12 protein-coding genes and 1 tRNA gene are annotated in these 10,525 nt (G+C 59.0%); 2 read left to right on the forward strand and 11 right to left on the reverse strand.

Annotation, left to right across the window (positions count from 1 at the left end; all coding sequences use genetic code 11):
• Positions 1-258 precede the first annotated feature (258 nt).
• The 11 genes from ACF8EF_RS01430 to dapA form a co-directional block, all read right to left on the reverse strand.
• On the reverse strand, positions 259-549 hold the full coding sequence (locus ACF8EF_RS01430; RefSeq protein WP_392528977.1) for a hypothetical protein: 291 nt from the start codon (positions 547-549) through the stop codon (positions 259-261).
• Between the two features lie 265 nt (positions 550-814).
• Entirely contained in the window at positions 815-3,091 is a 2,277-nt protein-coding gene (locus ACF8EF_RS01435) for a hypothetical protein (protein WP_392528979.1), read from the reverse strand.
• 116 nt (positions 3,092-3,207) lie between these two features.
• Positions 3,208-3,387 carry a hypothetical protein gene (locus ACF8EF_RS01440; protein WP_392528981.1) on the reverse strand — a complete coding sequence of 60 codons (180 nt, stop codon included), beginning with the start codon at positions 3,385-3,387 and terminating at the stop codon, positions 3,208-3,210.
• 64 nt (positions 3,388-3,451) lie between these two features.
• Positions 3,452-3,649: a hypothetical protein gene (locus tag ACF8EF_RS01445; RefSeq protein WP_392528983.1), complete on the reverse strand. Its 198-nt coding sequence runs from the start codon at positions 3,647-3,649 to the stop codon at positions 3,452-3,454.
• Positions 3,650-3,721: 72 nt separating this feature from the next.
• A complete protein-coding gene (locus ACF8EF_RS01450) occupies positions 3,722-4,267 on the reverse strand; it encodes a hypothetical protein (protein ID WP_392528985.1) in 546 nt (181 codons plus the stop codon).
• Complete coding sequence (locus ACF8EF_RS01455; protein WP_392528987.1) at positions 4,264-5,268, reverse strand: tyrosine-type recombinase/integrase; 1,005 nt, start codon at positions 5,266-5,268, stop codon at positions 4,264-4,266. The genes ACF8EF_RS01450 and ACF8EF_RS01455 overlap by 4 nt, the downstream gene beginning before the upstream one ends.
• 163 nt (positions 5,269-5,431) lie before the next feature.
• Positions 5,432-5,521: transfer RNA gene (locus ACF8EF_RS01460), tRNA-Ser, on the reverse strand.
• A 91-nt stretch (positions 5,522-5,612) separates the two neighbouring features.
• Positions 5,613-6,323, reverse strand: a complete 711-nt coding sequence (gene purC / locus ACF8EF_RS01465; protein WP_003254733.1) for a phosphoribosylaminoimidazolesuccinocarboxamide synthase — start codon at positions 6,321-6,323, stop codon at positions 5,613-5,615.
• A gap of 30 nt (positions 6,324-6,353) precedes the next feature.
• Positions 6,354-7,112, reverse strand: a complete 759-nt coding sequence (locus ACF8EF_RS01470) for an MBL fold metallo-hydrolase (protein WP_176685089.1) — start codon at positions 7,110-7,112, stop codon at positions 6,354-6,356.
• Positions 7,113-8,234 carry an outer membrane protein assembly factor BamC gene (gene bamC, locus ACF8EF_RS01475; RefSeq protein ID WP_392460378.1) on the reverse strand — a complete coding sequence of 374 codons (1,122 nt, stop codon included), beginning with the start codon at positions 8,232-8,234 and terminating at the stop codon, positions 7,113-7,115.
• 15 nt (positions 8,235-8,249) lie between these two features.
• A complete protein-coding gene (gene dapA / locus ACF8EF_RS01480) occupies positions 8,250-9,137 on the reverse strand; it encodes a 4-hydroxy-tetrahydrodipicolinate synthase (RefSeq protein WP_176685091.1) in 888 nt (295 codons plus the stop codon).
• 259 nt (positions 9,138-9,396) lie between these two features.
• Here dapA and ACF8EF_RS01485 point away from each other — a divergent pair, with 259 nt between their 5' ends.
• Positions 9,397-9,957, forward strand: a complete 561-nt coding sequence (locus tag ACF8EF_RS01485; RefSeq protein ID WP_003254741.1) for a glycine cleavage system protein R — start codon at positions 9,397-9,399, stop codon at positions 9,955-9,957.
• 11 nt (positions 9,958-9,968) lie between these two features.
• Positions 9,969-10,442 carry a peroxiredoxin gene (locus tag ACF8EF_RS01490; protein ID WP_392460379.1) on the forward strand — a complete coding sequence of 158 codons (474 nt, stop codon included), beginning with the start codon at positions 9,969-9,971 and terminating at the stop codon, positions 10,440-10,442.
• Positions 10,443-10,525: the final 83 nt, after the last annotated feature.

A 10,525-nucleotide genomic window follows, 5' to 3' on the forward strand; every position in this document is an offset into this window, starting at 1 on the left:
GCTTCACACAGGGTCTCGGTCTGTGCGCCCCATGCGCAGTCAGATGCCAGATCCGTACCCTGCCGTACCCAAAAAACGTACCTTTTGGACGTCCAGACCAGGCTACACGGGCATCGCAACCGGATTCGGTATCCGTTTATGGTTTTCCGATGCGAACTATCTAGTCGCCGCCGGACCTCGCACTACGCACACACGGCAGCGATTCAGCCGTCCGATGCCTGGAGCTTTTCTATTGTGTCCTCGCCACCACAACTTTCGTTATAACAAACCCCGCTCATTTATCAGGCGCACCAACAACTGTGCATATGTTTCACCATGGCGCTTAGCGGCCTTCACCAACGCCGCCTCATCAGGTGACAACCAGAATTTCACCGACAGCCAGCCAGCGGCCAAGCGTGCCCGCCGCATAAGCCGCATACGCTTGGCATTGCCACGGGGCTTAAGCCTCGGCATCACCCGCAAGTAATCGGTCGCCAGCATCCTTTCGGCATCGGTCGGGTTGAGCACCGTCAATACTTGGCTTTGCCGCACCAGCAGAATTTCTTTCATTTTCACCAACCCTCAAAATGAATGAAGCAAATGAAGTGATCCGAAGCAAACCCGTTGCTTCACTCGAAAACGCCGTAATAGAGCCTTTACATTACTAATGAAGCAATGAAGCAATAAATAGAGAGATTAATTTTTTTCTGGCTCTGCACCTATGGAATACCCCTTTTTTTCAAAACAGTGCCTCATTGCTTCATTGCCCATTCAGCCGCTCTAGTACGCCAGTTTCGAGTGAAGCAACTCGTTGCGGGAGGTACTGCTTCATGCTTCATTGCAGCAGTTTCCGATAGCTCGTACCCTTGCTGTTCGCCATGGGCACTTCTTCGATCAGACCATCGAAAATGAGTGTCTTGATCACGCGTTCACGGGCGAAACTGTCCTTGTTCATCCGCCATTTATTCCCGGCGTATTTCCCAATGTCGCTGCTGAGCACAGCGCCGGTATCCTTGACCACGGGAGCCCTACCGAAGGCGTGCATAAAGCCTTTGGCCATGGCATCCAGTTCGTTTGCTGCGCCACCACCCCCGGCGGTGTACTCCACAGCAGCCTTTTCGTTCGACCAGCGAACAAACCGCCTGGCCCATTCAAAATTGGCCTTGGTCAACGTGTCGCCGCTGTCCATCACACACATCAGCATGGCGACCTTGAGCACCTTTTCCGCGTAGCGCCCCCAGATATCCAGCAGATCACGGGCGCGCTCACGGCCATATTTCATTTCAGCGCACCAGTCGCTATTGAAATCAGCGTACGTTTTCAGCACCCGTGGCTTCATGTACGTCTGCCCCACTGGTTTTACCTGGCTATCGTTGAGCACCTGTTCCATGGGGTTTTTCGGGGCCATCGCATACAGTTTTTCGACCTGCGCGGTCAGTGCATCGGGCAGCGGGCCGGGTTCGTCGTCGATATTGCCAACGTCGGCGGTGTACTTCAGGCAGGCCAGTAAAAACCGATTGGTTAACCCCTCGCTCGAAGTCGAAGCGCTCAACGATGCCACCACTTCGAGCACACCGGTGCCGACAATCGAGAGGCATGGATGGTGCAGGATGGGCATTTCATTGGCGCCCTTTTGCCGTTTCGAGTAACGCGCGGGCGCTATATTCTCCACGTCGGCCTTGTTGTACAGGTCAATCCAGGTCCTCCTTAATTTGTGCCCTTCACTGCCTGGCCTGGCGTTGACTATCGCCGCCAAGGTTTGCCCAAGTTCTTCATCGGCCAATATCTGTGTGGGCGTCTCCACGAATTGCCACCACAAACCGGCGTGCGATTCGTAACTGCGTTCGAACATCGGCACCGCCGGTGCGAATTTAAGTTGGATCAGTTGCTCGATGGCCTTGACGGGCATATTTAAAATATCGCTCTTGCCCGCTTCCGAATCGGCCAGCATGAGCATCCATAAATTGGGCCGTGTACCACGTTTCAGCGCTACCGAGGCACCGACCAGTGCCTGGGCAAACAGCAGGCAGCTAAACAGGGCGAAAACGGGATGCACCATCAAAGCATTTTTCATGTACCAGTCTGTGTAAGCCTTGACTGGTGGCGGTGCGTTTTTGAGCAGCCAGTCGATACCGGTGTCTTTCATTTCGGCGACGGGCACCGTGACAGCGGATGACACACCCCAATCTGCTGGCTTGCCCGTGGCCTTCGAATAGCGCGCCAGTACGGCTACGGCGAATTCCGTTTGAGCGCGCTGGGCGCAATGAGCGTGGAAACAACTGAAGTTCGCCTGCGCGTGGCCGTGGGTGTTGGCCAGGCAATACATGGTTTCTTTATCGCCACCATCCATGCTGTGCTCATGGGCGAACGGACATTCGATCATGTACCGCTCGCCATCCTCGGTACTGCGCACCATGCCAAGCGTCATCATGGCTTGCAGGATTCTATCGTCGCTCTGCACCTGCTCCAGCTTGGTTTTGCTTGTTGCTTTCTTTTTGTCGGGTGGTGCCTGCATCAGCATGGCTTCTACGTTCACGGGCGCGCCGGTGAAACGAAACGTCTCTGCACCTTCTAGGGGGGTATAGAGAGGTTGTTCGCCGGGGTAAACCTTCTGGTCGAACGTCACCCTGCCGACGCCAAGGGCGCGCTCTATACCTGCCTGGACGGCCGTACAAACCGCGATCCCTTCTTCCCGGTCGGTCGCACGGGTCTGCATCAGCACCACGCGGCAGCGCGGTGCCTCGGGGGTGTGGCTGGCCGTGGTATAGGCAAAGCCCTGGTAGCGCTCCAGAAAAGCCAGCACCTGGAGATAGGTATCCACGCTGTCGAAGCCATCCAAGTCGAAGGGGGCGAACCAACGGGGCAATGCCAAGTGCTTGGCGCGCCAGGTCTTTTTGCCGGGGTACTTAACTTGGTTATTATTGAAGCCTTCGGCCATTGGAGCGCAGATGAAAGTCTTACCCTTGACCGTGCCGCGACCAACTAAAATGGCGTCAGCGAGTTCGTCAAAGCTAGCGACCTCCAATTGCAGTGGGCAGTTATCGAATTTGCTTGCGCCGCATGAAACGCGAACGGCCGTACTGGTCTGTGGGATTTCCGATAGATCGTTCATACATACCCCTTTACTCCAAAAGAGTCAGGGGTATACTTACCTCGACTCCTAATGGTTCGCTGCTACTAGGCGTCCCCTTCAAATCTCACAAGAAACCTCTTTTCTTGTGAGATTTTTTATTCCTGTACTTCTAAATACTTCTTCCATTCTTCGCTATTTAAAATGTGATCCTTACCATCGACCGTTTCTGCGCACATTGCTAATTCATTCCCGTCGTCATCAAGGAGCGGGTATACAGAAATGATGTTCTCAACATTGATGAAGCCTGCTTTTTCAGTACCAATAAAAGTAGCCATTTTACTTTTCTCCAATCACGAAATTAGATGGTTCGTCCCAACCAATAAATTTTCCGGTGCAGAATTAAGCCTTGCGCGAACGCAGCCAAGTCACAAACACGTCGAGGTCGAAAAGGAATGCGTTGCCTGGACGCAACACGGCGCCGGATGCGAACAGGCCATTGGCGTGCCGATTGCGTAAAACATAGGCGAGAGTTTTCGGCTCCAGACCGGGCACGGCTTCGAGAAGTTGCTTACGAGATACGATATTTACAGTTGTCATCTGTGGAGCCTCCAAGCGTTGTTTGGAGATTCCATTTTGCCTGTGCCGACTTCTCTACCCGGCGCTCACCCCTCAGTTTCGAGGGGTGAGCGCCGGAAGCCGATCCAGACGACGGCGAATCGCATCATGGGTCGGCTTCTCGTCGCCCAGGTACTGGTAGGTAAGAATCAGGAACTCGATCAGGTATTCATCGTAGCGATCACCCTCATGAATCTGACCGCCTGCGCGCTGCCACGCCTGGACCAGCCACTGAAGCTCCCGATCAGGCTCTTCAGGTTCGAGCGGCTCGCTCAGGGCGTCGAGGATCCTGTCCATAAGATCCATGTCCTTCATCAGGTAGTGGACCTGCTCGGGAGTGAGGTCATAAGCGCCCGCGAAGCCGCAGGTGATGCTTTCGGCCAGACGCCAATGCAGGTGTGCCCGTGCCCGTAACGGCAGCGCGGCAATGGCCTTGCGTGCCTGCTGTAGCTTGCGATTGCACAAGGCGGGTTCGGCGCTGTCGATCAGGGGCTTTTGCCCTGCCCAGTAGCGCCTACCCTGCATGGCGGCTTCGACAGCCGCGATCAACGGCTCGGGGTCCACGTCCCACTCCTGTGCCAGTTCACGAAGGTCGATCATTTTTCCAGCCTCCCGAACACGCTGTTCATCACCCGGTCGGCCACACCCTGCTTGTGATCGACGGACAGGTGCGCGTAACGCTTGGTCGATTCCAGGCTGCGATGCCCGAGAATCTCCGCTACCTCATGCAGGGTGGCGCCGCTCATGACCAGTTGCGATGCAGCGTCATGGCGCAGGTCATGGAAGTGCAGACCCTCCAGCTTGGCTTCCTTCAGCGCGGTATCCCAGTATGTCCGGAATCCTTCACCACTGGGGAAGACCAGACCCACAGGCTGGCGATGCTTCATCAGTTCGCTGATAGCTGGCAACGGAAACACCAGGGTACGTGGGTCGCCGTTCTTGGTGCGGGCGATGATCGCCGTGCGCCGGGTGAAGTCGATCTGCTCCCAGCGCAAGGACAGCAGTTCGCCCAGGCGCGCACCCGTGGTCATGGCCAGGATCACCAGCGGCTTCAGCAGTGGAAAGGCAGAGGTATCGCAGGCAACCAGCAGGCGCTTGCGCTCATCATCACTGAGCCAGCGCACGCGGGCGTTATCCTCGGTGCGCGTAGGCGTGCGCCGTGCCGGGTTGTCCTTGACGAAGTCCTTCTTCACTGCGTATTGGAGCAATGCCGACCAGCACGCCTTGCGCCGATTGATCGTGGCAGGGCAATGGTCTGGAGCGTAGGCGTCGAGGTCGTTGCGAATGTAGGCTTCGGTGATATCGACGAGGCGGCGAGTGCCAGCAGTGGCGACCAGGGCCTTGATCCTGCCTGCAAGGGCATGGTCACGGCCTTTCCACTCTTTCAAGTAGAGGTCGGCCAAGTCGGCCAGGGTGATACGAGCATGGGGGTTGCCGAGGGCTACGAGGCGTTCCTCGTCACGAAGAAGTGCCTTTGCCCAGGTAGCGGCATCAGTCTTGAGCTTGCAGGTTTTGGTGGCGATTACCCGGTCGCCATCGCGGATGATGGCCTTGTAACGGGTGCCCGATTTGCGTTCGAGCTTGACGTAGGTGATGTGCATGGCTGCTCTCCCAAGGATCGTCGGACCCTGGTTGATCGAGCGATACGGAAAAGACGTACCCTATCCCGTACCCTGCACACGCTATGCTGCCATTGCTGCATAATTTCGCACCAAGCTAAAAGCCCCGTAAATCATTGATTTACAGGGCTTTTTTTCACTCGTATGGCGGAGAGATAGGGATTTGAACCCTAGGTACTGTTGCCAGTACAACGGATTTCGAATCCGTCCCGTTCGACCACTCCGGCATCTCTCCAATGCCGCGCATCATACCAGCGTTCTTTTAAAACGCAAATCTTTTTTTCAAAAAAACCGCGTGGTATCAGGCGCTTGCGTGAACGCGCCGCTTACAGCGGCACGCCCAGGCGCTTGGCAACTTCTTCGTAGGCTTCGATCACGTCGCCCAGGCCCTGGCGGAAGCGGTCCTTGTCCATCTTCTTGCGGGTTTCTTTGTCCCACAGGCGGCAGCCGTCCGGGCTGAACTCGTCGCCCAGCACGATCTGGCCGTGGAATACGCCGAACTCCAGCTTGAAGTCGACCAGCAGCAGGCCGGCGTCATCGAACAGCTTGCTCAGCACTTCGTTGACCTTCAACGACAGCTTCTTCATTTCCACCAGTTGCTCGGCGGTGCCCCAGCCGAACGCGACAACGTGAGATTCGTTGATGAAGGGGTCGCCCTTCTCGTCGTTCTTCAGGAACAGCTCGAAGGTGGACGGCTCCAGCTTGATGCCCTCCTCCACGCCCAGGCGCTTGACCAGGCTGCCGGCAGCGTAGTTGCGCACCACGCACTCGACCGGAATCATGTCCAGCTTCTTCACCAGGCACTCGTTGTCGCCCAGCAGCTTGTCGAACTGGGTCGGCACGCCGGCTTCTTCCAGTTTCTGCATGATGAAGGCGTTGAACTTGTTGTTCACCATGCCTTTGCGGTCGAGTTGTTCGATACGCTTGCCGTCGAACGCCGACGTGTCGTTACGGAACAGCAGGATCAAGCGGTCGGCGTCGTCGGTCTTGTAAACCGATTTGGCCTTGCCGCGGTAAAGTTCTTCGCGTTTTTCCATGATTGGGCTCCGCTTGCTTGAGGTGTTGGGCTAGGCGATTTCGCGCCAGTCGAGCCCGTGTTCCTGATTCGCCACCTGGAGCCAGTCCGGGTCGCACCCAAGGGTGTCGACGAAGCACTGGCGGGCCAAGTGTGGCAGGTTGTTCTTGCTGCTGAGGTGGGCCAGCACCAGGTGTTGCAGGTTGTTCCAGCCCAACTCTTGCACCAGGCGCGCGGCCTGGTGGTTGTTCAAATGCCCTTGCATGCCACCCACCCGCCGCTTCAAGAAGGCCGGATAGTGACCGCGCGCCAGCAGGTCGCGGCAGTGGTTGGCCTCGATCAGCAGTGCATCCAGGCCCTGGTAACGCTCCAACAGCAGCGCGTCGTACGAGCCCAGGTCAGTAAGCATGCCAAAACGCCGCTGACCATCGCTCACCACGTACTGCAATGGCTCGTAAGCATCGTGCTCGACCCGCGCTGCGGTCACTTCCAGGCTCCCGATGCGCAGGCTTTGGCCACAAGCGAGAAAACCGGCCACCTCGACCGGCTTGCGCATGCCGCGCAAGGTCCCTTGGCTGAGGTAGACCGGTACATTGTAGCGCCGTGACAGCAAGCCGACCCCATGCACGTGGTCGGCATGTTCGTGGGTGACCAATACCGCACTGAGCTGGGCCGCCGACACACCGAGCAGCGCCAGGCGCCGCTCGGTTTCGCGCAGGGAAAAACCGCAATCGACCAGGATGAACGTGTCACCACTGGCGATCAGCGTGCCGTTCCCTTGGCTGCCGCTTCCGAGTACCGCGAAGCGCACTTAGCCCAGGTGGTCCTGAATGGCGCTCAGCACGCGGCGGGCGACATCGGCCGGAGCCACGGTGTTGATGTTCTTCTCGACCGTGACCTGCACGGTCTCACCCACCTTGCTCAGGCGAACCTGGTAACGCTCGGCACGGGCTTCACGCTCTTCCTTGGTCGGCTCGCTGCCGAACAGGCGGCTGAAGAAGCCAGGCTGGTTCTGCTTGTCGTCAGGCTTCTCGGACAGGTTGATGTAGTACAGGCCCAGGCTGCGGTTGATGTCTTCAACACGCCATTCGCCACCCTGCTCCAGGGCACGGCCTACGCCAGACCAGGCGCGGTCCAGGTCAGAGCCCAGGTACAGCACCGGGTTGCCGCTGCCGTCTTCGCTCAGACTGACGCGGCTTGGGGCGTCGAAATCGCGCGCGGCCAGCAGCGACACCGAACCACCCTTCTCGGCGCTGCGGTTCATGCTGGCAAGCATTTCATCGACCAGCAGGGCATCGGTGCCGGTATTGCTGGAGGTGGACGGGAACACAGGATCGGCAGTGCTGCCCGCCGGGCGCTCGACGCTGACCACATACACTTCGGAGGTGTTGCGCTGCACGCCAGGCTCCATGCGCACACGCACACGCACCTCGCTGTCACCGCTGCTGGCAGTGCTGGCCAGACGCTGGCCAAGCGATGCCGACAGCTCATCGAAACGCTGCCAGGTGGTATTGAACTCACCTGTCTGCGGACGCTCTTCAGCAATGCGGAAGCCGTTGTCCTCGAAGAACTGCCGGGCTACCGGCCACACTTCGGCTGGCGAATGCTGGGCCAGTACCCAACGGCTGCTGCCACTGCGCTGCAGGCTGTAGTCGGTGAGCTGGGCGGCACCGCCGGTCAGCGGTTGCGGGCGCGGCACTTCGAACTCACCCGCGACGTTATCGTCAGCGACGTTACGCGGAATCGGCAGCAGCGGGTCAAGGCGCTTGACGTTGCTGGCGTCCGGCGGCAGTTGCATCGGCGCGGTCGGGTGGGCCTGCAGGTAGTCACTGCCGCGGTCGCGGAAATAGCCATCCTCGCCCCACAGCCAGCCACACCCGCTGGTGCTGGAGATAATCAGGGCAAGGGCGGAAAGACCAGCCAGTCGCTTCATGCGGTGTACTTCCTCTTAAACCAGTACGCCGGACTGGCGCAAGGCAGTACGGACTTTTTCGTGGCAGCCTTCGCTCAGCCAGGTCAGGGGCAGGCGAATACCTTTTTGCATCAGGCCCATTTCGACGAGCGCCCATTTCACCGGGATCGGGTTGGACTCGCAGAACAGGTCTTTGTGCAGCGGCATGAGTTTTTCGTTGATTGCGCGGGCCTTCTCGGCATTGCCCTCAAGGGCGGCCTCGCACAGGTCGGCCATTTCGCGCGGAGCGACGTTGGCAGTGACGGAGATGTTGCCCTTGCCCCCCATCAGGATCAGCTCGACGGCAGTCGGATCGTCGCCGGACATGACGATGAAGTCCTTGCTGACGCCATCGAGGATGGCCTTGGCGCGGGCCAGGTCGCCCGTGGCTTCCTTGATGCCGATGATGTTCGGCACGGTCGACAGGCGGATCACGGTCTCGGCCTGCATGTCGCAGGACGTGCGGCCGGGAACGTTGTAGAGGATCTGCGGGATGTCGACGGCTTCGGCAATGTGCTTGAAGTGCTGGTACAGGCCTTCTTGCGTCGGCTTGTTGTAGTACGGCACTACCAGCAGGCAGGCGTCGGCGCCAGCGTTCTTGGCGTTCTGGGTCAGGTGCACGGCTTCGGCGGTGGAGTTGGCACCGGTGCCGGCGATGACCGGAATCGGCTTCTTGCTGTGCTTGACGCGCTCGACCACATGCTTGATGACAAGGATGTGTTCTTCGACATCCAGCGTGGCGGACTCACCGGTGGTGCCGACAGCGACGATCGCATGGGTGCCGTTTTCCAGGTGGAAGTCTACAAGTTTGTCGAGGCTAGCCCAATCAAGACGCCCTTGTGCATCCATGGGTGTGACCAATGCCACCATACTGCCCGCAATCATGTAACTGCTCCTGCCGGAAAAAGAGAGCGGTAATGGTACTGGGGGCATCGACCTTGCACAAGCGAAGCAGGCGGGTGGAGCATTCCCCTCGGCGGCTTATTTCGCTACCCTTGGCCCTTTGATCGGTGCAGCGCGGCCCGCCGGGCCGTCGACCTTGCTCCCCGCCAGCGTCCAAGACCTCGCATGCGAGCCCCGGGCCCTGCCGACAGGAGGCTTTTGCCCGTCCTGTGCCGACCGCTCATCGCTTTAGGAATGCTGCATGTCCACCCCCACCGTCCGCGAACAATTCCTTGTCATCAGTGCCCTGGGCCCGAACCCCATGGAGCTGGCCAACGTCCTCAGCCGCGCTGCCTTTGAAAACCGCTGCGCGGTGGTCACCTCGCGCCTGAGCCGCCACGGCGAGACCAGCGCCCTGGTGCTGCAGGTGGGCGGCAGCTGGGACGCCCTGGCACGTCTCGAATCCACCCTGCCAGGCCTGGGCAAGAAGCACGGCCTGACCCTCGACGTGGTCCGCAGCGCCGACCAGGAAGTGCGCCCGCAGGCCCTTCCGTATGTGGCCTACGTCAGCGCTGCCTACCGCCCCGACATCATCAACGAGCTGTGCCAGTTCTTCCTCGACCACCGCGTCGAGCTGGAAGCCATGACCTGCGACACCTACCTGGCGCCGCAAACCGGTAGCAGCATGCTCAACGCCCAGTTCACCGTGATTCTGCCGGCCGGCACGCAGATCAGCTGGCTACGCGACCAGTTCCTGGACTTTGCCGATGCCCTGAACCTCGACGCACTGATCGAGCCATGGCGTCCACAGAACCCAATGTAAGGAAACCGATCATGGCTGTAGCACTCGACCAACCTGTTGCCGACTTCCAGGCCCAGGCCACCAGCGGGCAAACCGTCAGCCTTGCCGAACTCAAGGGCCAGCAGGTGGTGGTGTACTTCTACCCCAAGGACAGCACACCAGGCTGCACCACCGAGGGCCAAGGCTTCCGCGACCAGCACGATGCCTTCACCGCAGCCAACACCGTGGTATTCGGTGTATCGCGCGATGGCATCAAGTCCCACGAGAACTTCAAGGCCAAGCAAGGCTTCCCGTTCGAACTGATCAGCGACAAGGACGAGGCCCTGTGCCAGCTGTTCGACGTGATCAAGCTGAAGAAGCTGTATGGCAAGGAATACATGGGCGTTGACCGCAGCACTTTCCTGATCGACAAGGACGGGGTGCTGCGCCAGGAATGGCGTGGCGTGAAAGTGCCCGGGCATGTGGATGCCGTATTGGCGGCCGCCCAAGCCTTGAACAAGGCTTGAAATTGAATGGGGCTGCCTTGCAGCCCTTCGCGGGCACGCCCGCTCTCATCAAACAAAATGCAACCCACTGTTTTCTAAGCACT

It is taken from the genome of Pseudomonas sp. zjy_15 (assembly GCF_043101865.1).
In the GTDB taxonomy this organism is placed as follows: domain Bacteria; phylum Pseudomonadota; class Gammaproteobacteria; order Pseudomonadales; family Pseudomonadaceae; genus Aquipseudomonas; species Aquipseudomonas putida_Y.

Coding starts and splice junctions, on each gene's coding strand:
- ACF8EF_RS01430 (WP_392528977.1), bottom strand. CDS start 549: ATGAAAGAAATTCTGCTGGTGCGGCAAAGCCAAGTATTGACGGTGCTC.
- ACF8EF_RS01435 (WP_392528979.1), bottom strand. CDS start 3,091: ATGAACGATCTATCGGAAATCCCACAGACCAGTACGGCCGTTCGCGTT.
- ACF8EF_RS01440 (WP_392528981.1), bottom strand. CDS start 3,387: ATGGCTACTTTTATTGGTACTGAAAAAGCAGGCTTCATCAATGTTGAG.
- ACF8EF_RS01445 (WP_392528983.1), bottom strand. CDS start 3,649: ATGACAACTGTAAATATCGTATCTCGTAAGCAACTTCTCGAAGCCGTG.
- ACF8EF_RS01450 (WP_392528985.1), bottom strand. CDS start 4,267: ATGATCGACCTTCGTGAACTGGCACAGGAGTGGGACGTGGACCCCGAG.
- ACF8EF_RS01455 (WP_392528987.1), bottom strand. CDS start 5,268: ATGCACATCACCTACGTCAAGCTCGAACGCAAATCGGGCACCCGTTAC.
- purC (WP_003254733.1), bottom strand. CDS start 6,323: ATGGAAAAACGCGAAGAACTTTACCGCGGCAAGGCCAAATCGGTTTAC.
- bamC (WP_392460378.1), bottom strand. CDS start 8,234: ATGAAGCGACTGGCTGGTCTTTCCGCCCTTGCCCTGATTATCTCCAGC.
- dapA (WP_176685091.1), bottom strand. CDS start 9,137: ATGATTGCGGGCAGTATGGTGGCATTGGTCACACCCATGGATGCACAA.
- ACF8EF_RS01485 (WP_003254741.1), top strand. CDS start 9,397: ATGTCCACCCCCACCGTCCGCGAACAATTCCTTGTCATCAGTGCCCTG.
- ACF8EF_RS01490 (WP_392460379.1), top strand. CDS start 9,969: ATGGCTGTAGCACTCGACCAACCTGTTGCCGACTTCCAGGCCCAGGCC.